The sequence below is a fragment of the Streptomyces sp. bgisy027 genome (assembly GCF_057710365.1).
The window spans coordinates 22,109-45,933 of record NZ_JBYIVZ010000029.1 but is presented as its reverse complement, the minus strand read 5'-3'; the positions used below and the strand labels follow the sequence as shown (position 1 = coordinate 45,933).

General features: G+C 71.2%; 23 protein-coding genes. 12 read left to right on the top strand and 11 right to left on the bottom strand.

Annotated features, from left to right (window positions below):
- Nucleotides 1–35: 35 nt before the first annotated feature.
- From AC3ETA_RS27655 to mscL, 4 genes are all read left to right on the top strand, one after another.
- Complete coding sequence (locus AC3ETA_RS27655) at nucleotides 36–371, top strand: FmdB family zinc ribbon protein (RefSeq protein ID WP_432195615.1); 336 nt, start codon at nucleotides 36–38, stop codon at nucleotides 369–371.
- Between the two features lie 84 nt (nucleotides 372–455).
- Complete coding sequence (locus AC3ETA_RS27650) at nucleotides 456–1,298, top strand: S-methyl-5'-thioadenosine phosphorylase (protein WP_432195614.1); 843 nt, start codon at nucleotides 456–458, stop codon at nucleotides 1,296–1,298.
- A 198-nt stretch (nucleotides 1,299–1,496) separates the two neighbouring features.
- Complete coding sequence (locus tag AC3ETA_RS27645) at nucleotides 1,497–2,048, top strand: hypothetical protein (RefSeq protein WP_432195613.1); 552 nt, start codon at nucleotides 1,497–1,499, stop codon at nucleotides 2,046–2,048.
- Between the two features lie 129 nt (nucleotides 2,049–2,177).
- Nucleotides 2,178–2,636, top strand: a complete 459-nt coding sequence (gene mscL, locus AC3ETA_RS27640; protein ID WP_432195612.1) for a large conductance mechanosensitive channel protein MscL — start codon at nucleotides 2,178–2,180, stop codon at nucleotides 2,634–2,636.
- A 4-nt stretch (nucleotides 2,637–2,640) separates the two neighbouring features.
- Here mscL and AC3ETA_RS27635 read toward each other — a convergent pair whose 3' ends face one another.
- Complete coding sequence (locus tag AC3ETA_RS27635) at nucleotides 2,641–2,826, bottom strand: hypothetical protein (RefSeq protein WP_432195611.1); 186 nt, start codon at nucleotides 2,824–2,826, stop codon at nucleotides 2,641–2,643.
- 160 nt (nucleotides 2,827–2,986) lie between these two features.
- Between AC3ETA_RS27635 and AC3ETA_RS27630 the strand changes: the two genes are divergently transcribed.
- The 4 genes from AC3ETA_RS27630 to AC3ETA_RS27615 all read left to right on the top strand — a co-directional run bounded on the left by AC3ETA_RS27630 (nucleotide 2,987) and on the right by AC3ETA_RS27615 (nucleotide 7,632).
- The gene (locus AC3ETA_RS27630; RefSeq protein WP_432195610.1) at nucleotides 2,987–4,225 is read left to right on the top strand and encodes a low temperature requirement protein A; all 1,239 of its coding nucleotides are present in this window, start codon (nucleotides 2,987–2,989) and stop codon (nucleotides 4,223–4,225) included.
- A 47-nt stretch (nucleotides 4,226–4,272) separates the two neighbouring features.
- A complete protein-coding gene (locus tag AC3ETA_RS27625; protein ID WP_432195609.1) occupies nucleotides 4,273–5,301 on the top strand; it encodes a P1 family peptidase in 1,029 nt (342 codons plus the stop codon).
- Nucleotides 5,302–5,481: 180 nt separating this feature from the next.
- A complete protein-coding gene (locus AC3ETA_RS27620; RefSeq protein ID WP_432195608.1) occupies nucleotides 5,482–6,696 on the top strand; it encodes a L,D-transpeptidase in 1,215 nt (404 codons plus the stop codon).
- Between the two features lie 189 nt (nucleotides 6,697–6,885).
- Nucleotides 6,886–7,632, top strand: a complete 747-nt coding sequence (locus AC3ETA_RS27615) for a DUF6227 family protein (protein WP_432195607.1) — start codon at nucleotides 6,886–6,888, stop codon at nucleotides 7,630–7,632.
- A gap of 45 nt (nucleotides 7,633–7,677) precedes the next feature.
- Here the strand turns inward: AC3ETA_RS27615 and AC3ETA_RS27610 are convergent, their stop codons facing one another.
- The 5 genes from AC3ETA_RS27610 to AC3ETA_RS27590 form a co-directional block, all read right to left on the bottom strand.
- Nucleotides 7,678–7,941: a hypothetical protein gene (locus tag AC3ETA_RS27610; protein WP_432195606.1), complete on the bottom strand. Its 264-nt coding sequence runs from the start codon at nucleotides 7,939–7,941 to the stop codon at nucleotides 7,678–7,680.
- 119 nt (nucleotides 7,942–8,060) lie between these two features.
- Entirely contained in the window at nucleotides 8,061–10,163 is a 2,103-nt protein-coding gene (locus AC3ETA_RS27605; RefSeq protein ID WP_432195605.1) for a PTS fructose transporter subunit IIABC, read from the bottom strand.
- A 172-nt stretch (nucleotides 10,164–10,335) separates the two neighbouring features.
- Nucleotides 10,336–11,283 carry a 1-phosphofructokinase gene (gene pfkB, locus AC3ETA_RS27600; RefSeq protein ID WP_432195604.1) on the bottom strand — a complete coding sequence of 316 codons (948 nt, stop codon included), beginning with the start codon at nucleotides 11,281–11,283 and terminating at the stop codon, nucleotides 10,336–10,338.
- 12 nt (nucleotides 11,284–11,295) lie between these two features.
- Complete coding sequence (locus AC3ETA_RS27595; protein WP_432195603.1) at nucleotides 11,296–12,057, bottom strand: DeoR/GlpR family DNA-binding transcription regulator; 762 nt, start codon at nucleotides 12,055–12,057, stop codon at nucleotides 11,296–11,298.
- Between the two features lie 172 nt (nucleotides 12,058–12,229).
- Nucleotides 12,230–13,678, bottom strand: a complete 1,449-nt coding sequence (locus tag AC3ETA_RS27590; RefSeq protein WP_432195681.1) for an MFS transporter — start codon at nucleotides 13,676–13,678, stop codon at nucleotides 12,230–12,232.
- 284 nt (nucleotides 13,679–13,962) lie between these two features.
- Between AC3ETA_RS27590 and AC3ETA_RS27585 the strand changes: the two genes are divergently transcribed.
- Nucleotides 13,963–14,928 (top strand): helix-turn-helix transcriptional regulator, encoded by a 966-nt coding sequence (locus AC3ETA_RS27585; RefSeq protein ID WP_432195602.1) that lies wholly within the window; start codon nucleotides 13,963–13,965, stop codon nucleotides 14,926–14,928.
- A 426-nt stretch (nucleotides 14,929–15,354) separates the two neighbouring features.
- Here AC3ETA_RS27585 and AC3ETA_RS27580 read toward each other — a convergent pair whose 3' ends face one another.
- Together AC3ETA_RS27580 and AC3ETA_RS27575 are read right to left on the bottom strand one after the other, a co-directional pair.
- A complete protein-coding gene (locus AC3ETA_RS27580; RefSeq protein ID WP_432195680.1) occupies nucleotides 15,355–15,963 on the bottom strand; it encodes a TetR/AcrR family transcriptional regulator in 609 nt (202 codons plus the stop codon).
- Between the two features lie 422 nt (nucleotides 15,964–16,385).
- Nucleotides 16,386–17,384, bottom strand: coding sequence for a sigma-70 family RNA polymerase sigma factor (locus AC3ETA_RS27575; protein ID WP_271664309.1), 999 nt, complete (start codon nucleotides 17,382–17,384; stop codon nucleotides 16,386–16,388).
- 203 nt (nucleotides 17,385–17,587) lie between these two features.
- On the opposite strand from AC3ETA_RS27575, the gene AC3ETA_RS27570 reads away from it, so the two are divergent.
- A complete protein-coding gene (locus tag AC3ETA_RS27570; RefSeq protein WP_432195601.1) occupies nucleotides 17,588–18,118 on the top strand; it encodes a GNAT family N-acetyltransferase in 531 nt (176 codons plus the stop codon).
- A 31-nt stretch (nucleotides 18,119–18,149) separates the two neighbouring features.
- Here the strand turns inward: AC3ETA_RS27570 and AC3ETA_RS27565 are convergent, their stop codons facing one another.
- On the bottom strand, nucleotides 18,150–18,935 hold the full coding sequence (locus AC3ETA_RS27565; protein ID WP_432195600.1) for a dioxygenase family protein: 786 nt from the start codon (nucleotides 18,933–18,935) through the stop codon (nucleotides 18,150–18,152).
- Nucleotides 18,936–19,056: 121 nt separating this feature from the next.
- Here AC3ETA_RS27565 and AC3ETA_RS27560 point away from each other — a divergent pair, with 121 nt between their 5' ends.
- Nucleotides 19,057–19,608 carry a MarR family winged helix-turn-helix transcriptional regulator gene (locus AC3ETA_RS27560; protein WP_432195599.1) on the top strand — a complete coding sequence of 184 codons (552 nt, stop codon included), beginning with the start codon at nucleotides 19,057–19,059 and terminating at the stop codon, nucleotides 19,606–19,608.
- A 116-nt stretch (nucleotides 19,609–19,724) separates the two neighbouring features.
- On the opposite strand, the gene AC3ETA_RS27555 is transcribed toward AC3ETA_RS27560, so the two are convergent.
- Nucleotides 19,725–21,269 (bottom strand): MFS transporter, encoded by a 1,545-nt coding sequence (locus tag AC3ETA_RS27555; protein ID WP_432195598.1) that lies wholly within the window; start codon nucleotides 21,267–21,269, stop codon nucleotides 19,725–19,727.
- 199 nt (nucleotides 21,270–21,468) lie between these two features.
- Nucleotides 21,469–22,113, bottom strand: coding sequence for a TetR/AcrR family transcriptional regulator (locus AC3ETA_RS27550; RefSeq protein WP_432195597.1), 645 nt, complete (start codon nucleotides 22,111–22,113; stop codon nucleotides 21,469–21,471).
- A gap of 292 nt (nucleotides 22,114–22,405) precedes the next feature.
- On the opposite strand from AC3ETA_RS27550, the gene AC3ETA_RS27545 reads away from it, so the two are divergent.
- Nucleotides 22,406–23,692, top strand: a complete 1,287-nt coding sequence (locus AC3ETA_RS27545; RefSeq protein WP_432195596.1) for a M6 family metalloprotease domain-containing protein — start codon at nucleotides 22,406–22,408, stop codon at nucleotides 23,690–23,692.
- Nucleotides 23,693–23,825: the final 133 nt, after the last annotated feature.

Here is a 23,825-nt window from a genome sequence, read left to right as displayed (position 1 = left end):
AGCACTCATCGAGTGAGAGTGCCAGGAGGAAGACAGTGCCGACCTACCAGTACCAGTGCACCGAGTGCGGCGAGGGCCTCGAGGCGGTGCAGAAGTTCACCGACGACGCCCTGACCGAGTGCCCCAGCTGCCAGGGACGCCTCAAGAAGGTCTTCTCCGCGGTCGGCATCGTCTTCAAGGGCTCCGGCTTCTACCGCAACGACAGCCGCGGTTCCTCGTCGAGCAGCTCGCCGGCTTCCTCGAAGTCGTCGTCCGCCTCGGCCGACTCCTCCTCGACGTCGTCCTCCACCTCGTCGGCCTCGTCCTCCTCGGACTCCAAGCCGTCGAGCGCCGGCAGCTCCTCCAGCAGCTCCAGCAGCTCCGCCGCGTAGGACGCACCGCTTACTTCTTACGGGACCCTGTCGTCGTACGGCGACAGGGTCCTCGGCATATCCGGGTCCGGTTAGGGTGCGGACATGGCGAACAAGGCGAACGTCGAACTCGGCGTGATCGGCGGCTCCGGTTTCTACTCGTTCCTCGACGACGTGACCGAGATACAGGTGGAGACCCCTTACGGGCCGCCCAGCGACTCCCTCTTCCTCGGCGAGATCGCCGGCCGGCGGGTCGCCTTCCTGCCCCGGCACGGGCGCGGCCACCATCTGCCGCCGCACCGGATCAACTACCGGGCCAACCTCTGGGCACTGCGCTCGCTCGGTGTGCGCCAGGTCCTCGGCCCGTGCGCGGTGGGCGGCCTGCGGCCCGAGTACGGACCGGGCACGCTGCTGGTGCCGGACCAGCTGGTCGACCGTACGAAGTCCCGGGTGGGGACGTACTTCGACGGGCTGCCGCTGCCGGACGGCACCGTGCCGAACGTGGTGCACGTGTCGCTGGCCGACCCGTACTGCCCCACCGGGCGCGCGGCCGCGCTGAAGGCGGCGCACGGGCGGGACTGGGAGCCGGTGGACGGCGGCACGCTGGTCGTGGTGGAGGGGCCGCGCTTCTCCACCCGTGCCGAATCGTTGTGGCACCAGGCGCAGGGCTGGTCGGTGGTCGGCATGACCGGCCATCCCGAGGCGGCGCTCGCCCGGGAACTGGAGCTCTGCTACACATCATTGACGCTGGTCACCGACCTGGACGCGGGCGCCGAGACGGGCGAGGGCGTCTCCCACGACGAGGTGCTGCGGGTGTTCGCGGCGAACGTGGACCGGCTGCGGGGGGTTCTCTTCGACGCGGTGGCTGCGCTGCCGGCGAACGAGGACCGGGACTGCCTGTGCACGAAGGCGCTCGGCGGGATGGATCCGGGCTTCGAGTTGCCGTAGGAGTGGGGACGGGCTGGGGCCGGCCGGTCTCGCGGAGCGCGGCCCGGCTGTGACCGGGTGTCCCGGAGCGGTGGAACTTCTCGTTCGGGTGGGCGAGTTTTCCACAGCCGGTCGGTCGTCCACAGGCTCCGGCGGGCTGCGGCGCGATGGCTCATCGTGAACGGGCAAGCCGTTCCGTCGTCGCAGGTGGTGGTCCCCGTGTCCGTTGCTCCGCCGTTCCCTTCCTCCTCCTCTTCCCCGCGCGTTCCCCTGCCGCCGGGCACCGATGCCCCGGCCACCTGTGAGGTACCGCACTTCGCTCCGGTACGGGTGCGGGGCGGGCGGCATCGGCTGCGCCGGCTCGTGCGGCACCGCAGGCGGGCCCTTGCGGCCGGGCTCGCCGTGACCGCGGCGGCGCTCGTCGCGGCGGGACCGCGGGAGGCCGACGGGGCGCGAGGGCATCCGGCGGCGGAGCCGGTGCGGCAGCACCGGGCGGTCGAGCGGGTGTCCGCGCCGGTACGGATCGCCGACGGGGCCACCGTGCGGCTGCTGCGGCCCGGCGACCGCGTCGATGTGATCGCCGCGCAGGAGACCGCGACGGGCGGTGACGCGCGGGTGGTCGCGCGCGGGGCGCGGGTGACGAAGGTGCCGGAGCCGCCGGACGCCGCCGTGGAGAGCGGGGCCCTGGTCGTGCTGTCGGTGCCGCGTGCCACGGCCGCCCGCCTCGCGGGAGCGAGCGCGACGGCCCGCCTGGCGGTGACACTGTGCTGAGTCCGATCAAGGGCGACCCGCTGTCAAGTCGCTCGATGGAGGGGACCGATTGGACAGGACGGCCGAGCGCTGACGTAGGTTGCGGAGCGGTCTGTTCCACAAGCTGTGTGTGCGAGGGGTGGCTCGGAAGTGAGCGAGAACAAGGGACCGAGCGTCTGGGAGGGCTTCAAGGCCTTCCTGATGCGCGGAAACGTCGTCGATCTGGCGGTGGCGGTGGTGATCGGTGCCGCCTTCACCAACATCGTGAACGCGGTGGTGAAGGGCGTCATCAATCCGCTGGTCGGAGCGATCGGCACCAAGAACCTCGATCACTACAGTTCGTGCCTGAGCTCGTCGTGCGAGGGCGAGCAGGGCATCCAGATCCTGTGGGGCTCGGTGCTCGGCGCGACGCTCAGCTTCGTGATCACCGCGGCCGTCGTCTACTTCCTGATGGTCCTGCCCATGGCGAAGTACCTGGCCCGCGTGGAGGCACGCCGCAAGGCGAAGGAGAGCACGCACGAGGTCATCGAGGTGACCGAGCTGGAGGTGCTGAAGGAGATCCGCGACGCGCTGGTCGCCCAGCGCGGCTCGGGGCACAACGAGCAGTAACGGCTCAGATGTGGTGGGGCGGCTTCTCGTCGAGGAACCGCTTCAGGTCGGCCGCGCTGTCGCCACCGCCCGGCCGGTCGCCCCACCCACGGTCCGTGTCGTCCGAGGACTGCTGGTCCAGCGGGTCGTCGAAGACGATCGCGGTCTTCGGCTCGCGCGGCTCGGAGGCGGGGTCGGGGGCGGTGCTCATGCGTCCAGGGTACGGCCCCCGCCGGGACGTCCCTCGCGACGGCGGCTCCCGTGGCAGTGGCCGCGGGGCGGACGGCGACCGGGCAGACCACGGCCGTCCCCCGTACGCGGGTGATCCTCTACGGGAGAAATTCCCCGCTCCATCTGCTGTGCTTGTCCCCATGACGTCCAGTTCCACTCCCGCGCCGGACTCGCCCCGACCCCAGGGACGCCGACGCCCGTTGCGCAGGCTCAGCGCCCGTGGTCGTGGTGAGACCCACCGGGCCGCCACTCCGCTGGAACTCTTCTTCGACCTGTGTTTCGTCGTGGCCATCGCCCAGGCCGGCATGGAGCTGGTCCACGCGGTCGCCGAGAGCCACGCGGGCGAGGGGATCCTCAACTACGCGATGGTCTTCTTCGCCATCTGGTGGGCCTGGATGAACTTCACCTGGTTCGCCTCGGCCTACGACAACGACGACGTCCTGTACCGGGTCGTCACCCTGCTCCAGATCGCCGGTGTGCTCGTCCTGGCGGCCGGGATCTCCCGGGCGTTCGAGGACCACGAGTACCTGGCGGTGCTGATCGGCTATGTGATCATGCGGCTCGCCCTGGTGGGGCAGTGGCTGCGGGTGGCCCGGTCGAGTTCGGGGCCGGAGCGGAAAATGGCTCTGCGGTACGCCTGCGGCGTGCTGCTGTGTCAGATCGGCTGGGTGGGCCTGGTGGTCCTGCCCGAGGACGTCCGGCCCTGGTGGTTCCTGGTGATGGCGATCCTGGAGATGTGCGTGCCGCCGTTCGCGGAGCGGGAGCACCCCACCTCCTGGCACCCGCACCACATCGCCGAGCGGTACGGCCTGTTCACGATCATCGTGCTCGGCGAGACCATCGCGGCGGCCACGGTCGCGGTGAAGACCGGCATCGACGAGAACGACGCCCTGGGCGATCTGCTGCCGATCGCCGCCGGTGGCCTGCTGATCATCTTCGCCGCCTGGTGGATCTACTTCGTGGTGCCGATCCACGGACATCTGCGCTCCAACAAACAGGCGTTCCTGTGGGGTTACGGCCACTACGTGGTCTTCGCCTCGGCGGCCGCGATCGGCGCCGGCCTGGAGGTGGCGGTCGAGCAGACCGTGGGCAAGGCGCACATCTCGACGCTGGCCGCGTCGGCCGCGGTGACCCTGCCGACGGCGCTGTACCTGCTCACGGTCTGGCTGCTGCACTCGCGCCACTTCAAGGTGGGCATCGCCCAGCAACTGGTGCTGCCGACCGCTGCCCTGCTGGTGATCTGCTGCACCTTCCTGGGCGACTGGGCGGTGCTCGCGGCAGGCATCGTCTCGGCGCTCACGGTGGCGACCGGGGAGACACTGTCGGCACGCAGGACGTCCAGGGACCGCGGGACGGCGACGAGAACACCGGTGGCCTGACCGCCGGTACAGCGCCGCGCAGGGCAGGGCTGGACGAGACTGGTCCCATGACAGTTGACGCTCTGACAGATGTCGCCGGGCTGCGGGTGGGGCACGAGACGCGGGCCGGGGGCGGCTGGCTCACCGGCACGACCGTCGTCCTCGCGCCCGAGGGCGGGGCCGTCGCCGCCGTGGACGTGCGCGGTGGCGGGCCCGGCACCAAGGAGACCGACGCCCTCGATCCGCGCAACCTCGTGCAGAAGGTCGAGGCGATCGTGCTGACCGGCGGCAGCGCGTATGGGCTCGACGCGGCGTCCGGGGTGATGGCCTGGCTGGAGGAACAGCGGCGCGGGGTGCGGGTGGGGGTGGATCCTGCGCATGTCGTGCCGGTGGTGCCCGCCGCCTGTGTCTTCGACCTGGGGCGGGGCGGCGACTTCCGGGCCCGGCCGGACGCGGCCACCGGACGGGCGGCGGTCGAGGCGGCCGCGGCGTGTGAACCCGGCGCGCCAGTGCGGGAGGGGTGCGTGGGTGCCGGTACGGGAGCCACGGTCGGGCAGGTCAAGGGCGGGATCGGCACCGCGAGCACCGTCCTCGACTCGGGGATCACGGTGGCCGCGCTGGTCGTGGCCAACGCGGCGGGGTCGGCCGTGGATCCCGAGACCGGGGCGCTGTACGCGGAGTTGTTGCAGGGGCGGATCAGGTATCCGGAGGAGGACGTCCACCGGGCGGCGCGGCTGCGGCTCGCCGAGATCGCAGCGAAGAACGCGCCGCCCCCGCTGAACACGACGCTGGCCGTGGTCGCCACCGACGCGGACCTGTCGAAGGCGCAGGCGCAGAAGCTGGCCGGCACGGCGCACGACGGCATCGCGCGAGCCGTGCGGCCGGTGCATCTGCTCAATGACGGGGACACCGTGTTCGCGATGGCCACCGGGGAGCACCCGCTCGACGCCGGGCATCCGCTCGCGCTGAACGAGGTCCTCGCGGCGGGCGCGGACGCGGTGACCCGGGCGATCGTGCGGGCCCTGCGGGCGGCCGAGTCGGTGGACGGACCGGGTGGACTGTGGCCGTCCTACGCGGAGTTGTACGGGGAGGCGTAGGGATCTGCGGCGGCGGGGGCCGGCCGACGGCCCCTCCCCGCCGCTCCGTGTCGGCAATTGTCGCGGTTCTGTCACGTGACTGCATTCACCGCGAACGCTGGGAACCCGGTCCGGGGGCGGTCACCTCTTCCCCCCTGGAACGGAACGCATCCCGCAGATCGCATGAAGATGGAGCAGATCGTGACAACGCCGGACATAGCAGCGCGGCGCGCACTGGGGGCCTGTGCCGCCCTGATGATCGGCGCCCTGACGCTCACCGCCTGCGGCGGCAGCGCCAACGCCGACAACGACGACAAGGCCGGCAAGGACTCCAAGTCGTCCGCCGCGACGATCGAGATCTCGGCGAAGGACGGCTCGAACGGGGCGTCGATCAACTCGACCGGCGTGAAGGTCAGCGACGGCAAGCTGACCGAGGTGAAGATGACGGTGGCGGAGAGCGGGCAGCCCGTGCCGGGCTCCCTGTCCGCCGACGGCGGCACCTGGAAGCCGAAGGAGCAGCTGGAGCGCGGAACAAAGTACCGCATAGCCGCCACCGCGAAGGACGGCGAGGGACGCAGCACCGCCGCCGGCTCCACCTTCACCACGGTCTCCTCGGCCAACAGCTTCATCGGGACGTACACGCCCGACGACGGCACCACGGTCGGCGTCGGGATGCCGGTGTCGTTCAGCTTCGACAAGGCGATCGGCGACAAGAAGGCCGTCCAGTCGCACATCACCGTCTCCTCCAGCAGCGGGCAGAAGGTGGTCGGGCACTGGTTCGGCGAGCAGCGGCTCGACTTCCGGCCCGAGGAGTACTGGAAGGCCGGCTCCAAGGTCACGATGAAGATCGACCTGGACGGCGTCGAGGGCGCGAACGGCGTCTACGGCGTGCAGAAGAAGACGGTCACCTTCACCATCGGCCGCTCGCAGGTCTCCACGGTCGACGTCGACACGCAGACGATGACGGTCGTGCGGGACGGAAAGACGATCAAGTCGGTGCCGATCTCCGCGGGCAGCTCGGAGTTCACCACGTACAACGGGCAGATGGTGATCACCGAGAAGTTCGAGAAGCTGCGGATGGACAGCAGGACCGTCGGCCTCGCCAACGCGTACGACATCCCGGATGTGCCGCACGCGATGCGGCTGACACAGTCGGGCACCTTCATCCACGGCAACTACTGGTACAACAAGGGCAACCCGCCCTTCGGCCGCCAGGGCACCAGCCATGGCTGCGTCGGTCTGCAGGACGTGCAGGGCGGGCAGGGGGACACGCCGTCGAAGTGGTTCTTCGAGAGCTCGACCGTCGGCGACGTCGTGGTCGTCAAGAACTCTCCCGACAAGACCGTGACGCCGGACAACGGGCTCAACGGCTGGAACATGGCGTGGAGCGAGTGGGTCGCGGGCAGCGCCGTGTGATCTCCGTGTGATCCACCGAAGTGCCGTCCGAGCAGGGATTCTTGACAGTTCGTCGGGCCGCGCGGGAACTTCTCGCGCGGCCCGCGCGTTTTGCCGGACGTACGTTTTCTCGGTTCCCGGACATGATGTCCGACCGAGGGGCTACGGTATGCACCCACAAGGTGACATGCAGCAACGCCGGGAGAAACCTTGAGCGTTCCGTACGAGACGGCAGCGTACGAACCACCCGAGTCGGCGGAGTCTCCGGAGGAGCATCTCGCGCGACTCCTCGGCCGTGCCCTGAATTCCTTCGAGCTGCCCGACGAGGCGATACGACGGCTCGACTGCGCGCTGGCGCACGACAGCTCGCTGCACTCCGCGCACCACAGCGCGGGGCTGCACCGCGAGACGTACCGGCACACCTGGCTGCTCGCCGACGGCTCGGCGCTGACCCTGTGGGAGCTCGTCCACAACACCGCGCGCGGCCGCGATCCGCAGCACGAGGTGTACGCCGACGAGGAGGAACTGCGCGCCGCGACCGCACGGCTGCCGCTGCCGCCGGACGCCCCGGACTTCGAACTGCCGGTGACGGTGCAGCTGTCGCCGATACCCGCGCCCCGGCACGCGTACGTGCCGGACGACTCGGCGGACCACGCGCGTCGGCTGCTGCGCCGGGCGGAGAACGCCGACCGGCCGGGCACGGAGACGGCCGCGCTGCTGACCACGGCGTTCGCGCACCAGATCACGCAGGCGTTCGGGCGCCCGTGCCGTGCGGGCCGCGCCGGACTGTGCTTCTCGCTCTACGAGCACGCCTTCCTGCTGCGCGACGGCGAGGAGGTCTCCCTCTGGGAGGTCGAGCACACGGCGACGCCGGACGGGCGGCACATGTGCGAGGTGTACGTCACCGAGGACGCGGCGCGGGACGCGATGGAGCGGCGGGCGGCGCAGGTGTCGTAGCGCCGAAGCGGCATCGGTGGAGCGCCGGTTGGGGCCGCCGGCCGGTCAGTGACCGTCGCGGGCGTCGCCGAGCCGGCGCACCAGGCCCGCGAAGGCGTCCCGTTCCGCCGGGGTGAGTTCGACGACCTCCAGCGCGGGGGCGGTCTGCCGCTGGTGCGGGAGCCCGGGGAGCATCGGGGCGGCCTGCCAGACGGTCGCCTCGGGGCGGTTGCGGCGCAGGAGGCGGACGAGTCCCATCACCCAGAGCACGGCCGCCAGGGCGAGGACGACGGGGCCCAGCAGTTGGAGGACCGAGACATTTTCCGGCATGCGCCCCAGTAGACACCACGGTCCGGGCCTATCGGCCCGGACCGTGACGTATATCGCAGGTGCCGTGAACAACTCACAGCGCCCGAAAGGGACAGGTGGCCGGCTCCTCCGGCGGCGAGTTACGCCGCCACCGGCTGCTTGGCCTCCGTGGTGGCGGCTGCCGGGGACTTCGCGGCCGGTGCGCCGTCCGGGGCCGTCCGGCGCATGCCCTTCAGCACGATGACCAGGCCCGCCGTGACGGCCGTACCGGCCGCGATGGCCAGCAGGTAGAGGAACGGCTTGCCGATCAGGAAGGTGACCCAGATGCCGCCGTGCGGGGCGCGCAGGGTCGAGCCGAAGGCCATCGTCAGCGCGCCGGTGACCGCGCCGCCCGCCATCGAGGCGGGGATCACGCGCAGCGGGTCGGCCGCCGCGAACGGGATCGCGCCCTCGGAGATGAAGGAGGCGCCCAGCACCCAGGCGGCCTTGCCGTTCTCGCGCTCGGCGGTGGTGAACAGCTTCTTGCGGATGGTGGTGGCCAGGGCCATGCCGAGCGGCGGGACCATGCCGGCGGCCATGACGGCGGCCATGATCTTCATCGCGGAGTCGCTGGGCGCCGCGACCGAGATACCGGCCGTCGCGAAGGTGTAGGCCACCTTGTTGACCGGGCCGCCGAGGTCGAAGCACATCATCAGGCCGAGCAGGACGCCGAGGAGGACGGCGTTGGTGCCGGAGAGGCCGTTCAGCCAGTCGGTCATGGCCTTCTGCGCCTCGGAGATCGGCTTGCCGATCACCACGAACATCAGGAAGCCGACGACCGCCGAGGAGACCAGCGGGATCACCACCACCGGCATGATGCCGCGCAGCACCGGTGGGATGTCGATGCGCTGGATGGCGAGGACCACACCACCGGCGATCAGGCCGGCGACCAGACCGCCGAGGAACCCGGCGCCGATCGTCACGGAGATCGCGCCGCCGACGAAGCCGGGCACGAGACCCGGCCGGTCGGCCATGCCGTAGGCGATGTATCCGGCGAGGACCGGGACGAGGAAGCCGAAGGCCGCCGCGCCGATCTGGAACAGCAGCGCGCCCCAGCTGTCGACCTGACCCCAGTCGAAGTGCTCGGTGACCGACTTGGCCTCGTTGATCTGGTAGCCGCCGATCGCGAAGCCGAGGGCGATCAGCAGACCGCCGGCGGCGACGAACGGGACCATGTAACTCACGCCGGACATCAGCCACTTGCGCAGCTTGGTGCCGTAGCCCTCGCCGGGCTCGCCCGCGCGCTCCACCGGAGTGCCGGGCCGGGCGGCCGCGGTGGCCTCGCCGCGCTCGGCCTTGGCGCGGACCTCGGCGATGAGGGCTGCCGGACGGTTGATGCCCGCCTTCACGCCGACGTCGACGGTGGGCTTGCCGGCGAACCGGTCCTTCTCGCGTACGGCCACGTCGTGGGCGAGGATCACGCCGTCCGCCGCCGCGATGACGGCCGGGTCGAGCCGGGTGAAGCCGGCCGAGCCCTGCGTCTCGACGACGAGTTCGACGCCTGCCTCACGGCCCGCGTTCTCCAGCGACTCGGCCGCCATGTAGGTGTGGGCGATGCCGGTGGGGCAGGAGGTGACGGCGACGATCCGGAAGGGGCGCTCGTCGTCGGCGGGAATCCCGGCCGGGGCGCCCGGCGCCGGGGCGTTCACGCCCTCGGTGTGCGCTCCCGGCACCGGGGCCGTCGTGTCCGTGGCGGCGTCGGCGGAGGCCGCCACCGACGACGCCACGGAGTCTTCGGAAGGCGCGGCCTCGGCCGCCTGGGGCTCCTCGCCCCGGATCAGCGCCGCCGCGGACGCCGGGTCCCCCACCGACCGCAGCGCGTGAGTGAACTCGGTGTTCATCAGCTGCCGGGCCAGCGAGGACAGAATCGTCAGATGGGCGTCGTCGGCGCCCGCCGGAGCGGCGATCAGGAAGATCAGGTCGGCCGGGCCGTCCGTCGCGCCGAAGTCGATGCCGGCGGCGCTGCGCCCGAAGGCCAGCGTCGGCTCGGTGACGTGCTCGCTGCGGCAGTGCGGGATGCCGATGCCGCCGTCGAGCCCGGTGGGCATCTGCGCCTCCCGGGCGGCCACGTCGGCGAGGAAGCCCTCCAGGTCGGTCACCCGGCCCTTGGCCACCATGCGCTCGGCGAGGGCGCGCGCCGCCGCTTCCTTGGTCTCGGCGGACAGGTCGAGATCGACCAGGTCCGGGGTGATCATGTCGCTCATCGCGGGCTCCTTCGCACGCGTATCGCCCGGGGAGTCTCGTGGGCGGAGAAGGGGACGGGGACGCCGTGGGGGGTGGCGTGGGTGGGGTGGGGGGCCGGGGTCGCGGGGAGTAACACCGAGCTTCGCCACCCGTGGGCCGTATCGGCAAAGACCGTGACTGGCGCCGCGTTCGTCATGACACCGGCTCCTGCAGTACGCGGTCCACCGGCACCTCGGCCGTGACCGTCACCGCCGCCAGGTCCAGGTCGGCCGGGGACGGCATCACGCTGCCGGGGAGCTGTACGGCCGCTGCGCCATGGGCGACGGCCGAGGCGAGGGCCTCCGGGCCGCTCCCCCCGGCGATCAGGAACCCGGCGAGGGAGGAGTCGCCCGCGCCGACATTGCTGCGTACGGCGTCCACCCGCGCGCTGCCGAACCAGGCGCCCGCGTCGTCGACGAGCAGCTGTCCGTCCGCACCCAGGCTCGCGAGCACGGCGCGCGCGCCCATCCCGCGCAGTTCCTCGGCGGCCTTCACCGCGTCGCCCACGGTGGCCAGAGGGCGCCCGACGGCCTGCGCGAGCTCCTCGGCGTTCGGCTTCACCACGTCCGGGCGGGCGCGCAGCGCTTCGAGGAGGGCGGGCCCGGAGGTGTCCAGCGCTATCCGCGCGCCGCCCGCGTGCGCCCGGGCGACGACATCGGCGTACCAGGACGGCGCGAGTCCGCGCGGCAGGCTGCCGCAGCAGGCGATCCAGTCCGCGTCGCGCGACTGCTCGCGGACCGTCTCCAGAAGGAGTTCCTGCTCGGCCGCCGACAGCTCGGGGCCGGGTGCGTTGATCTTCGTGAGTACGCCGTCCGACTCCGCGAGCGCGATGTTCGAGCGGGTGGCGCCGGCGACCGGGACCGGCGCGACCTCGATGCCCTGCGCGTCGAGCAGGTCGGCGACGAGCGCGCCGGGCGCGCCGCCGAGGGGCAGCACCGCGACCGTGCGCCGCCCGGCTGCCGCGACCGCCCGCGAGACGTTCACGCCCTTGCCGCCCGGGTCCATGCGCTCGCCGGTGGCGCGGACGACCTCGCCGCGGTCGAGGGAGGGGACCTCGTAGGTGCGGTCCAGGGACGGATTCGGGGTGACGGTGAGGATCATGCGCACTCGTTTCTAGACACACAGCACTTCCGTACCGCCGCGCTCGATGGCGGTGGCGTCTTCGGGGCTCAGCCCGCTGTCGGTGATCAGCAGGTCCACGTCGCTCAGGTCACCGAAGCGGGCGAAGTGCTCCTGGCCGTGCTTGGAGGAGTCGGCGAGCAGCACCACCCGGCGGGCCGCGGCCACGGCCGCGCGCTTCACGGCCGCCTCGGCGAGGTCGGGGGTGGTCAGACCGTGCTCGGCGGAGAAGCCGTTGGCCGCGACGAACAGGACGTCGGCCCGGATCTCGCCGTACGCCCGCAGCGCCCAGGCGTCCACGGCGGCGCGCGTACGGTGCCGCACGCGCCCCCCGATCAGATGGAGCTGGATGCCGGGGTGGTCCGCTAGGCGGGCCGCGATGGGCAGGCTGTGCGTGACGACGGTGAGGGACGCCTCCAGCGGCAGCGCGGCGGCCATGCGGGCCACCGTCGTGCCGGCGTCGAGGATCATCGTGCCCTCGGCGGGCAGCTCGGCGAGGGCCGCCTTGGCGATACGGTCCTTCTCGTCGGCCGCCGTGCCCTCCCGCTCGGCGAGGTCCGGCTCGAAGTCCAGGCGCCCGACGGGGATGGCACCACCGTGCACCCGGCGCACGAGCCCGGCGCGGTCGAGGGCCTTCAGGTCCCGGCGGATGGTCTCCGCCGTCACCTGGAACTCCTCGGCCAGCGACAGGACGTCCACCCGGCCGCCGTCGCGGGCCAGCCGGAGAATCTCCTGCTGCCGCTCCGGTGCGTACATGTCCGTTTGCCTCCGAACTGTGCCCGAACTTGTGGTTTCGCGAGGAGGCTACGCCCGGATTTCCGGAAAGTAAACAGGTTCGGGCCCAATCGGGCATGACTGGGCCTTCAGTACGGGGAACACGGAAACGACAAGGGGCCCGGCACCGAAGTGCCGGGCCCCTCCCCCGCTCTCAGCCCGCGAGCGCGGGCTCCTTGTCCGTCGCCGGCCCCGGGTCGTCGGCCCCCTCGACGTGCTGCGCCGGCCGCTTGGGCAGCGCCGACATCAGCAGGAAGATGACGCCCAGCACCGCGGCGACCCACCACAGCGCGTGCTGGAAGCCGTCCGCGAAGGCCAGGCCGGCCGCTGTGCGCTCCCTGGCCTCCGCCAGCCGGTCGTCGACGACCCCGTAGAAGACCACCGAGACCAGACCGAGGCCGAGCGCGTTGCCCATCTGCTGAACGGTGTTGATGAGGCCCGACGCCGAACCGGAGTGCTCGCGCGGCACCTCGGAGAGGATCGCGTCCGTCAGCGGCGCCACGATCAGACCCATGCCGACGCCCATCACAACCAGCGGCAGGGCCATCTGCCAGGGGGCGATGGACAGGCCGTAACGGTTCGCCTCCCAGATGTAGAGCAGGACGCCGAGCGCCATGACCAGCGCGCCCGCCTGGAGCACCTTGCGGCCGAAACGCGGGACCAGCTGCTGCACGGACAGACCGGCCGCCGTCGAGACCGCGATCGAGAACGGGATGCCGGTCAGACCGGCCTTCAGCGGGCTCCAGCCCAGACCGAACTGCATGTACAGCGTCCAGACCAGGAAGAAGATGCCGAGCGCCACACCGAACACGGTCTGTACGGCGATGCCGGCCGCGAAGCTCTTCACCTTGAACAGCGACAGTTCGACGAGCGGCGAACCATCGCGGGCCGCCTTCCGACGCTCGAAGGCCACCAGCACCGCGAGGACGACGAACGCGCCCGCCATCGACACGTACCCCCACACCGGCCAGCCCAGCTCACGGCCACGGGTCAGGGGGTAGAGCAGCATCAGCAGACCGACGGTGACCAGCGCGACGCCGACGAGGTCCAGCTTCAGCGCCTTCGGCGCCTTGGACTCGGTGATGAAACGGCCGCCCAGGATCAGACCCGCGATGCCGACGGGCAGGTTGATCAGGAAGATCGGGCGCCATTCGAGACCGAACAGGTTCCACTCCGTCAGCAGCGCGCCGAGCAGCGGACCGGTGACCGCGCCGAGTCCGACGACCGCGCCGAACAGCCCGAAGACCTTGCCGCGCTCGTGCGCCGGGAACGTGGCGTGCACGATCGACAGGACCTGCGGGACCATCAGTGCCGCCATCGCGCCCTGGAGGATGCGGGAGGCGACCAGCATCTCGGGGTTGGCGGCGAAGCCGCACAGGGCCGAGGCCAGCGTGAAGCCGCCGATACCGATCAGGAACAGCTTCTTCCGGCCGTGTATGTCACCCAGACGGCCGCCGGTGATCAGACCGGCGGCGAAGGCGAGCGCGTAGCCGGCGGTGATCCACTGGATCTGGCTGAACGACGCGCCGGCCTCCCGCTGGATCGACGGAATGGCGATGTTGACGATCGTGACGTCGACGAGGTCCATGAAGGCCGCGGTCATCACGATCGCCAGGGCGAACCATCGACGGCGGTCGGTGGCCGCGGTGGCCGCGGTGGCCGCGGTGGCCGCGGTGGCCGCGGTGGCTGCGGGGGCCGCGGTGGCCGCGGTGGCCGCGGTGGCTGCGGGGGCCGCGGTGGCCGCGGTGGGCTGGGGGGTGCGCTTGCTGGTGGGCTGCGGCTGGTCGCTGGTCACTCGCGCCGGTTCTGTCTCGGTTGCGGTCATGGCTCAAAGCTATGGCCCCATTAGGTCAGATCATGTCCTAGTTCTACGGCATCCTCGAAATCATGACGACGGACACTCCGGCACGGCTCCTGACACTCCTCTCCCTCCTCCAGACGCCCCGCGAGTGGCCCGGCGGTGAGCTCGCCGACCGGCTCGGGGTGTCCCGGCGCACGGTGCGGCGTGACATCGACCGGCTGCGGGACCTCGGATATCCCGTGCAGGCGACCATGGGGGCCGACGGTGGCTACCGGCTCGTCGCGGGCAAGGCGATGCCGCCGCTCGTGCTGGACGACGAGGAGGCGGTGGCGATCGCGGTCGGGCTGCGGGCCGGGGCCGGGCACGCGGTCGAGGGGGTGGAGGAGGCGTCGGTGCGGGCGCTGGCGAAACTGGAGCAGGTGCTGCCGTCGCGGCTGCGGCACCGGGTGAGCACGCTTCAGGCCGCGACGACGGCGCTGACCAGTGGGGACGGGGCGAGTATCGCGCCCGAGACGCTGACCGTGATGGCGTCGACCGTGGCGGGGCGGGAGCGGTTGCGGTTCGCGTACCGGGCGAAGGACGGGACGGAGTCGCGGCGTCTGACCGAGCCGTATCGGCTGGTGTCGACCGGGCGGCGTTGGTATCTCGTGGCGTACGACCTCGATCGGGGGGACTGGCGGACGTTCCGGGTGGACCGGGTGAGTGAGCCGTTCGCCACCGGGGCGCGGTTCGCTCCGCGGGAGTTGCCTACGGGGAATGCGGCGGAATATCTGCGGCAGTCGGTGTGGCGGCGGCAGGAGGCGTACGAGTTCTCGGTGACGTTCGATGCGCCGGTGGAGTTCGTGGCGGCTCGGGTGCCTGGGTGGGTGGGGGTGCCGGAGGCCGTGGACGGCGGGGAGCGGTGCCGGCTTCGGGGGGCCGTGGGGGACGCGGTGGAGTGGATGGCGGTGCGGCTGGCGATGGTGGGCTGCGAGTTCGTGGTGGACTCGCCGGAGGAACTGGTGCGGTGTGTGCGGGAGTTGGGCGGGCGGTTGAGTCGGGCCGGGGGGTGATGCCTGCGGCGGCCTGTGCGGGGTGGTGGGGGTACGCGTAGCGCCTGCGGGTGTGGGGTGGGTCGGGGCCGTGCCGGGGGGTCTCCGTCCTCGGTCGGGCGGTTGCCCGGCATGAGAAGGGCGCTGTTCGTTGACGCCCGCCGCTGCGGGCGGACACCCCCCGGCACGTCCCCTCACCGCCGTACGCGGCTGCAACGCCCTGCCTCCAGGGGCGCGGGGAACTGCGCGAACGGTTGTGGCGGCGACGGTCACGGCTTGGCGCAGGCCCGCTGCAACGCCTGCCTCCAGGGGCGCGGGGAACTGCGCGAACGGTCGCGACGGCGACGGTCACGGCTTGGCGCAGGCCCGCTGCAACGCCTGCCTTCAAGGGCGCGGGGAACTGCGCGATCAGCCCCCACGGACCCGCAGCCGGACACCTCGGCCCCCTCAGACCGCCGTGATGTCCTCCCACGGAAAGTTCCGCAGGGCGTCCAAGTTGCGCAGAGCCTGCGCCGCCGGGCCCTGGGGGCCGTCCGCGGGGGCGTCACCCGTTGCCCAGGTCTCTACGGCCACGCGGACCGACGCCGCCGCCACCGCCGCGGCGAAATGGTGAGCGGCAACGTTGTCGGTACCGCTTCTTTGCGCCAAAGCCTCGGCCAGTTTCGCCTCCGACTCGTGGCACACCTCGGCCCAGACCTTGCGCAGGGCGGGGTTCGAGATGGCGAGGCGGACCAGGGTGCGGGCCCACTCCCAGGAGGCCGCCGAGACGCCCGCGCCGGGGGTGAGGGTGTGGCGCAGGGCGTGCTCCAGGGCCTGAGGGACGGGCAGCTCGGCGGGGGCGTTGCGGACCGCCTGGGCCCAGCGGTCGGCGCCCACCGCGTAGAGCGGGGACACCGCCTCCTCCTTGGTGGCGAAGTAGCGGTAGAACGTGCGCGGCGCGATGCCGGCGGCCTGGGCGATGTCCTCGGCTCGGGTGGCCCGCAGTCCCCGTCGCACGAAGAGCGCGGCCGCGGCGCGGGCGATCTCCATACGGGTGGCAGCCTTGCGCCGCTCCATCAGGGAGGGCGACGAGGTGGCCGAGGGCTGTGCGGGGGTGGGGCTGGTCACGTTCGGCAGGCTATGCCCATGTGGCACAATCTGCCATCCGGGCGGGCCACCCCGTGGTTCAGGTACGGGGTGACCCGCCCGTCCGGACGTGCGGAAGCAGAAGGAGCCGGGCCCCGGCACCCAGGGGGGATGGGCGCCGAAGCCCGGCTCGGGGAAAGTCCCGGCGCCGGGGGGAGTGCGTCGGGACTTGGTCCGGTGGTGGTGAGGTTCGTCGGTCGGTCTGCGTCCGGGGCCCGAGGCGGTCGCCTCGGGTCCGAACTCCCTTGCCCGCAGGTCTTGTTCCCGGTGGCCCCTGCATTGAAGCGGCGTTACATCGCCATGTTTGCGCGGTCTTTGGCCACCGGGCGTACGCCCCCGCCTGTGCCCGAGAGTCAGGCCGCCGCGTCGAAGCCGGTGCTGCGCGCCAGCTTCTTCAGCTCCAGCAGGGCGTGCTTCTCGATCTGCCGGATCCGTTCGCGGGTCAGGCCGTGCTCCTTGCCGACCTCGGTCAGGGTGCGCTCGCGGCCGTCCTCGATGCCGTAGCGCATCTTGATGATGGACGCCGTGCGCTGGTCGAGGCGGCCGATCAGGTCGTCCAACTCCTCGCTGCGCAGGAGGGTGAGGACCGACTGCTCGGGCGAGACCGCCGAGGTGTCCTCCAGGAGGTCACCGAACTGCGTCTCCCCCTCGTCGTCCACCGACATGTTGAGGGACACCGGGTCACGGGCCCAGTCGAGGACGTCCGCGACGCGCTCCGGCGTCGAGCCGAGCTCGGCGGCGATCTCGGTGTGCTCGGGGTCGCGGCCGTGCTCGCGGTTGAACTCGCGCTGGACGCGCCGGATACGGCCCAACTCCTCGACCAGGTGGACGGGGAGGCGGATGGTGCGGGACTGGTCGGCTATCGAGCGCGTGATGGCCTGACGGATCCACCAGGTCGCGTACGTCGAGAACTTGAAGCCCTTGCGGTAGTCGAACTTCTCCACCGCGCGCACCAGGCCGGCGTTGCCCTCCTGGATCAGGTCGAGCAGGGGCAGGCCGCTGCGCGGGTAGCGCCGGGCCACCGCGACGACCAGGCGGAGGTTGGAACGGATGAAGATGTCCTTGGCGCGCTCTCCGTCGGCGACGAGGGCTTCGAGCTCGTCGCGGGTGGCGTCGGCCTTGGCCTCCTCGTACCCGTCGAGGACCTGCCTGGCGAACACACCCGCCTCGATGATCTGCGACAACTCGACCTCTTTGGCTGCGTCGAGAAGCGGCGTACGCGCGATCTCGTCGAGGTACATGCCGACCAGGTCGCGGTCCGCGATCTCGCCGCCATGGGCGCGAACACTGCTTGCCGCGTCGGCGGTCCCGCCGGTGGCGGACTGACGACGGGCGACGGCACGGGTTGCCATGCGTGCTCCCTTGCGGTGGGGTCCCCCCGCTCGAGCGCACTCGAGAGAAGGGGAGGGCGGGCGGTGGTTCGTTGAACGTTCGGGACTCTTGTCGAGTGCCCGCCGTTCGATGGAAACAACGACTGGAATCAGGACAGAATTCCCAACCCGCCCCCCTATTTTTCTGATCTTGCAGTATCCTGCCGGGCCACAGGGGAGGACCGATGCCGTCGGGGTGTACAGAAGTGCAGGTCAGGCCGGGAGTCGAGAGTGACCTCGATGCCCTCGTCGCCATCTACAACCACTACGTACGCGAGACGCCCATCACCTTCGACACCGCGGTCTTCACGCCGGAAGAGCGCCGCCCTTGGTTGCTCTCCCACCCTGAAGACGGCCCGTACCGCCTGATGGTTGCCACGGAGCCGGACTCCACGGGCGACTCACAGCGGATTCTCGGCTACGCCACATCGAGCCCGCACCGGCCGAAGCCCGCGTACGCGACCTCCGTCGAAGTGACGATCTACCTCGCGCCGGAGGCCGGCCGGCGCGGCGTCGGCACCCTGCTCTACACGTCCCTGTTCGACGCGCTCGCCGGCGAGGACCTGCACCGCGCCTACGCGGGCATCGCCCAGCCGAACGAGGCGTCCGTCCGGCTGCACGAGCGGTTCGGCTTCCGGCACGTCGGCACGTATCGCGAGGTGGGCCGCAAGTTCGGCCGCTACTGGGACGTGGCCTGGTACGAGAAGGACCTCTGAGCCCATCGGCACAGGCGGCTGCGACGGGCTCTCAGCCGAACTGCACCGAGCGCTTCGCCAGCCCCATCCAGAACCCGTCGATCACCGACTTCTGCGCCGCCTGCTCGCCGGCCGCGTCCGCCGCGCCCATCGTCACGAAGAGCGGGGCGAAGTGCTCGGTGCGCGGGTGGGCGTAGCGGCCGGCCGGGGCCTTGTGCAGGAAGTCCAGCAGGGCGTCCCAGTCACGGCTCTCCAGCGCCCCGCGGCCCCAGTCGTCGAACTCCACGGACCAGGCGGGGATGCCGCCCTGGCGCAGTGCGGCCAGGTTGTGGGTGAAGAAGCCGGAGCCGACGATCAGCACACCCTCGTCGCGCAGCGGCGCCAGCTTGCGCCCGATCTCCATCAGCTCGACGGGGTCGAGGGTCGGCATGGAGACCTGGAGGACGGGAATGTCCGCCTCGGGGTACATCTCGACGAGGGGCACGTAGGCACCGTGGTCGAGGCCGCGGTCCGGGATGTCCTGCACCGGGGTGCCGGGGGCACGCAGCAGTCTGCGCACGGACGCGGCGAGTTCGGGTGCGCCGGGGGCCGGATAGGTCACCCGGTAGTAGTGCTCCGGGAATCCCCAGAAGTCGTGGACGAGAGGAACGCGCTCGGTGGCACCGATGGCGAGGGGGGCCTCCTCCCAGTGGGCGGAGACCATGAGGATCGCCTTGGGGCGCGGCAGCCCGGCGGCCCAGGCCGCGAGCTCGCCGGGCCAGACCGGGTCGTCCGCGAGCGGTGGGGCGCCGTGGCTGAGATAGAGGGCGGGCATGCGCTCCTGTGCGGCGGCGGACATGACGACGGCTCCCTCCGGAGACCTGAGGCCTTCAGGTGCTTTAAGTCTAAACATTCCTTACGGGAAAACCGTACGGCCAGGTAGTTAAAATTTCAAGGAGAGCTCTCGTACAGTGGAGTACATGAACACGGCATCGACCCCCGCGCCGCCCCCGTCCGCGCCCGCACCCGCCCCGTCCGCGCCCACGCGGGAGACCCGCTGGCTCACCGACGAGCAGCAGCGGGTCTGGCGCACCTATCTGGACGCGGTCACGCTGCTGGAGGACCACCTGGACCGCCAGCTCCAGCGGGACGCGGGCATGCCGCACATCTACTACGGCCTGCTGGTCAAGCTCGCCGAGTCGCCGCGCCGCCGGCTGCGGATGACCGAGCTGGCGATGTACGCCAAGATCACCCGCTCCCGTCTCTCGCACGCCATCGCCCGGCTGGAGAAGAACGGCTGGGTCAGGCGCGAGGACTGCCCCGACGACAAGCGGGGCCAGTTCGCCGTGCTGACCGACGCCGGCACGACGGTGCTGCAGGAGACCGCGCCGGGCCATGTGGAGGCCGTGCGGCAGGCGATGTTCGACCGCCTCACCGAGGAACAGCAGAAGGCCCTCGGCGAGATCATGCGGATCGTCGCCGAGGGCCTGCAGCCGACGGAAGCGGGTGCGGACCTGCCCTGGCTCCGCTGAACCGCTCATTCAGTGGGGCCTGGGCAGGTCCTGGAGGCCGTACGTACGGAGCGTCCCCATCCCCGTACGTACGCCTGGTCCCAAGGGGGTACGACCGGACGGTCGTCGTCGCGCGACTAGTGCGCGACGACCGGCACCGCCACCTCGTCCTGGGCGCCCTCCTCGGAGGAGGCCACCGTCGAGCCGCCCGGGCGGCCGGCGTTGACGAGGGTCAGCGCGATGCCCGCGGCCACGACCAGGATGCCGACGGCGAACCAGATGGCGCTGGTGTAGCCCTGCACCATGCCCTCCAGCTGGACCAGCTGCTGCTGGGACTTGTTGGAGGCGCCGGCGATGTGGTCGGCGATGTAGGACGTGGTCGCCGAGGCGGCGATCGTGTTCAGCAGGGCCGTACCGATGGCGCCGCCCACCTGCTGCGAGGTGTTGACCATCGCGGAGGCGACACCGGCGTCCTGCGGCTTGACGCCCTGGGTGGCCAGGGACATGGCCGGCATGAACGCGGTACCCATGCCGAGGCCGAGCAGCAGCATCGCGGGCAGCAGGAGCGCGGCGTAGGAGGAGCCGATCTCCAGCTGCGTCAGCAGCAGCATGCCGAGCGCGGCGACCAGGAAGCCGGGGCCCATCAGCAGCCGCGGCGCGACCCGGGTCATCAGACGGGTGCCGATCTGCGTGGAACCCGTGATCATGCCCGCGATCATCGGCAGGAAGGCGAAGCCGGTCTTCACCGGCGAGTAGCCCTTGACGATCTGGAGGTAGTAGGTGAGGAAGAGGAACAGGCCGAACATCGCGATGATCGCGAGGCCGAGCGAGAGGTAGACACCGCCGCGGTTGCGCTCGGTGACCACGCGCAGCGGCAGCAGCGGGGCCTTGACCTTGGACTCGACCAGGACGAACGCCAGCAGCAGCACGCCGGAGGCGACGAACATGCCGATGGTCAGCGAGTCGCTCCAGCCCTCGGACTCGGCACGCGTGAAGCCGTAGACCAGCGAGACCAGACCGAGGGTGGACAGGATCACGCCGGGGATGTCGAGCGCGGAGCGGTTGCGGCCGCCCTCGGGCTCACGGATGACGTACCAGGCACCGGCCGCGGCGACGATGGCGAACGGGATGTTGACGAAGAACGTCCAGCGCCAGTCCAGGTACTCGGTGAGGAATCCGCCGAGGATCAGACCGACCGCACCGCCACCACCGGCGATGGCGCCGTAGATACCGAAGGCCTTCGCGCGCTCCTTGGCGTCCGTGAACATCACGGCGAGCAGGGAGAGCGCGGCCGGGGCGAGCAGCGCGCCGAACGCACCCTGGAGGGCACGGGCGCCGAACATCATGGCCTCGTTGGTGGCGGCGCCGCCCAGCGCGGAGGCCGCGGCGAAGCCGCCCAGACCGACGACGAAGGCGCGCTTGCGGCCCCAGAGGTCGGCGATACGACCGCCGAAGAGCAGCAGACCGCCGAAGGCGAGGGCGTAGGCCGTGACGACCCACTGCCGGTTGCCGTCGGAGATGCCCAGGTCCTGCTGGGCGGAGGGCAGTGCGATGTTCACGATGGTCGCATCCAGGACGACCATCAGCTGGGCTATCGCGATGAACGCGAGCGCTTTCCAGCGGTTGGGGTCGACGGCGGCGCCGAGGGCGCTGCCGGGAGCCTTCGCGGCTGTTTCAGACATGGGGATACCCACTTCGGGACTTCGTGACGGAAAAAGCGAAAGGAAAGGGGACGGCTCGTCGGCTGTGACGGCCGGTGAGATTCAGGTTCGGGTGATTCGAATACGTCGGTCGATTCGAATACGTCGGTTGAATACGTACAGTTGCTTCGAATACGTACGGTGTGGTGACTGCCGTGGCGCTCTGAACTGAGCGGTCGGGTCAGGCCTTGCGCATGTCCTCCATGGTCAGCGCCGTGCCCGGCAGGACCGAACGGGCCGGGGCCCGCAGTCCGTCCAGGAACAGCTGAAGATGACGGTGGACATAGCGGTCGGCCAACTGGCACCCGGTACCGGCCGGGGGCCGGCTGAGCTGGGCCGCGGCGATCATGACGTCGCCGACGTCCACGTCGGAGCGGAGCTGGCCGGCCGCCTTGGCGCGGTCCATGATCTCTCCGACGAGGCGCTCGCACCGCTCGCGCGAGGCCTCCAGGTCCGGGTGGTTCTGGTCGAAGGTGCTCTGGACCATCGGGCACAGCGCGCTGATCCGCTCGTCGGCGGCGGCGTGCACGAAGCGCTCCAGGGCCTCGAAGGCATCCCCGGTCTGCGTGAGCGCGAGCTCGGCCGCCGCCACCGTACGGTTGATGACGGAGCAGACGACCTCGCGGACGAGTGCGTCGCGGTCGGGGAAGTTGCGGTACACCGTGGCGTTGCCGACGCCGGCCCGGCGGGCGATCTCGTCGAGCGGCACGTCGGGGCCGAACTCGACGAACATCTCCCGGGCGGCGGTGACGATCCGCTCCCGGTTGCGCAGGGCGTCGGCACGCGGCCGGGGCGCCTTGCGCGCTACGGGGGTCACGGTCTGCACGGCGTACTCCTGATGCTGCTGGGGTGGCGGTCGTTGCCGCCGGGTGACGATCCGGGGACGCCGTCCCCGTTTCGCTCGGACACATGGCTAAACGGGGAGACGATCCCCGGTTATTTCCCGACCGGGAAAAGATTCCATGTGACCTGAGTCACATGCGATCGAGTATGCGTTTCCCGGGAAGAAACCCACGTTCGGTCTCCTCCAGCGCGCGCCCAAGCACCCCTCGACACAGGGTGATCGAGAGGGTGCAGCACGCAGGCCGGCGGGCTGCCATGGACTGAAGGGCCCATGCATGCAGCCGAGCCGTCGGATACGCCCCCGCCGTGTCGCCGCCCTCGCCTCCGTGACCGCCCTGACCTTCGCGGTCAGCACCTCGGCAGGCACCGGGCACCTCACGGCGGGTAACTCGACGGTGGCCGGGGCGGGCCCGATCTCGCCGGAGCACCCCTCCGCCCTGCGCCCCTGCATGATCACCGGCCGGCCCACCATCCAGATGTCCGAAGGAATGCCGACCGCGCGCGGCTACTCCCGCTCCACCGGCACCGTCCGCGCCCTCACCGTCATGGTCGACTTCCCCGACGCGCCCGGTCCGGGCCGCGCGCTCGACCGCTTCGACGAGTTCTTCCCCCAGACCCAGGACTGGTTCCGCACCAGTTCCTACGGCCGCCTCGACTACCGCCCCGAGACCCCGATATCCGGCTGGCTGCGGATGCCCAAGTCCTTCCGGGCCTACGGCATAGAGCGCGGCGCCCCCTTCGATCCCGGGTACCGGCGGCTGGTCCAGGACTTGGTGGTCGCCGCCGATCCGAAGGTGGACTTCCGGGAGTACGACTTCCTGAACGTCCTGGTCACCCCGAACGCCGGCCCGTCGGCCCTGGACACGGTCCTGTCGGTGACCTTCGCGGGCAACACCGAGGCCCCGGTCGCCGACGGCGTCTCGGTGGCCAACGCGTCCTTCGTCTACTCCCGCCAGGACGACGGCTCCGGCACCTACCACCGCACCGGCTACCGGGTCCTCCCCCACGAGAACGGCCATGTCTTCGGCCTGCCCGACCTCTACACCGCCGAGGGCGGGGGCGCGGTCGGTCACTGGGACATCATGAGCGAGGACTGGGGGGCCAACAACGACATGCTGGGCTGGCACAAGTGGAAGCTGGGCTGGCTGGACGGCGCGCAGGTACGGTGCGCCGCGAACCCGGGGACCGCGGAGTACGCCCTGACCCCGCTGGCCCGCGAAGGCGGCCCGAAGCTGATCTTCGTGCCGCTGAGCCGCCGCAGCGGCTACGCCCTGGAACTGCGCACCCGCGAGGGCAACGACGAGTCCGTGTGCCGCCCCGGCGTCCTGATCTACAAGGTCGACGCGGACGTGGACACCGGGATGGGCCCGGTCAAGGTCCAGGACTCCCACGAGGACAGCGGCGGCTGCACCCGCAGCCCGAACGTCCACGCGGAACTGTCGGACGCGACGTTCGGCCCCGGGGAGGAGTTCCGGGACGAGGGGCGGGGGGTGAAGGTGACGGTGCTGGGGGTGGATCTGGCGGGGAGTTATCGGGTGCGGGTCGGGGTGGGGCGGGGGTGATGGGGGGGAGTTGAGGGTTCGGCCGGAGTATCCACGGGGGCTCGGCGCCGGAGTATCCACGGGGGCTCGGCGCGGATATCGGTGCTCGGGTGTGTGCCCGGGTCGCCGCGTGCGTGCGCGGGGCGGATTACGG

Bases quoted from the DNA above. Each gene is read 5' to 3' on its own strand.
- pfkB (WP_432195604.1), bottom strand. From the start codon at position 11,283: ATGATCCTCACCGTCACCCCGAATCCGTCCCTGGACCGCACCTACGAG.
- AC3ETA_RS27575 (WP_271664309.1), bottom strand. From the start codon at position 17,384: ATGGCAACCCGTGCCGTCGCCCGTCGTCAGTCCGCCACCGGCGGGACC.
- AC3ETA_RS27625 (WP_432195609.1), top strand. From the start codon at position 4,273: ATGACAGTTGACGCTCTGACAGATGTCGCCGGGCTGCGGGTGGGGCAC.
- AC3ETA_RS27650 (WP_432195614.1), top strand. From the start codon at position 456: ATGGCGAACAAGGCGAACGTCGAACTCGGCGTGATCGGCGGCTCCGGT.
- AC3ETA_RS27565 (WP_432195600.1), bottom strand. From the start codon at position 18,935: ATGTCCGCCGCCGCACAGGAGCGCATGCCCGCCCTCTATCTCAGCCAC.
- AC3ETA_RS27630 (WP_432195610.1), top strand. From the start codon at position 2,987: ATGACGTCCAGTTCCACTCCCGCGCCGGACTCGCCCCGACCCCAGGGA.
- AC3ETA_RS27570 (WP_432195601.1), top strand. From the start codon at position 17,588: ATGCCGTCGGGGTGTACAGAAGTGCAGGTCAGGCCGGGAGTCGAGAGT.
- AC3ETA_RS27635 (WP_432195611.1), bottom strand. From the start codon at position 2,826: ATGAGCACCGCCCCCGACCCCGCCTCCGAGCCGCGCGAGCCGAAGACC.
- AC3ETA_RS27590 (WP_432195681.1), bottom strand. From the start codon at position 13,678: ATGACCGCGGCCTTCATGGACCTCGTCGACGTCACGATCGTCAACATC.
- AC3ETA_RS27545 (WP_432195596.1), top strand. From the start codon at position 22,406: ATGCAGCCGAGCCGTCGGATACGCCCCCGCCGTGTCGCCGCCCTCGCC.
- AC3ETA_RS27555 (WP_432195598.1), bottom strand. From the start codon at position 21,269: ATGTCTGAAACAGCCGCGAAGGCTCCCGGCAGCGCCCTCGGCGCCGCC.
- AC3ETA_RS27605 (WP_432195605.1), bottom strand. From the start codon at position 10,163: ATGAGCGACATGATCACCCCGGACCTGGTCGATCTCGACCTGTCCGCC.
- AC3ETA_RS27595 (WP_432195603.1), bottom strand. From the start codon at position 12,057: ATGTACGCACCGGAGCGGCAGCAGGAGATTCTCCGGCTGGCCCGCGAC.
- AC3ETA_RS27585 (WP_432195602.1), top strand. From the start codon at position 13,963: ATGACGACGGACACTCCGGCACGGCTCCTGACACTCCTCTCCCTCCTC.
- AC3ETA_RS27560 (WP_432195599.1), top strand. From the start codon at position 19,057: ATGAACACGGCATCGACCCCCGCGCCGCCCCCGTCCGCGCCCGCACCC.
- AC3ETA_RS27610 (WP_432195606.1), bottom strand. From the start codon at position 7,941: ATGCCGGAAAATGTCTCGGTCCTCCAACTGCTGGGCCCCGTCGTCCTC.
- AC3ETA_RS27580 (WP_432195680.1), bottom strand. From the start codon at position 15,963: ATGGAGCGGCGCAAGGCTGCCACCCGTATGGAGATCGCCCGCGCCGCG.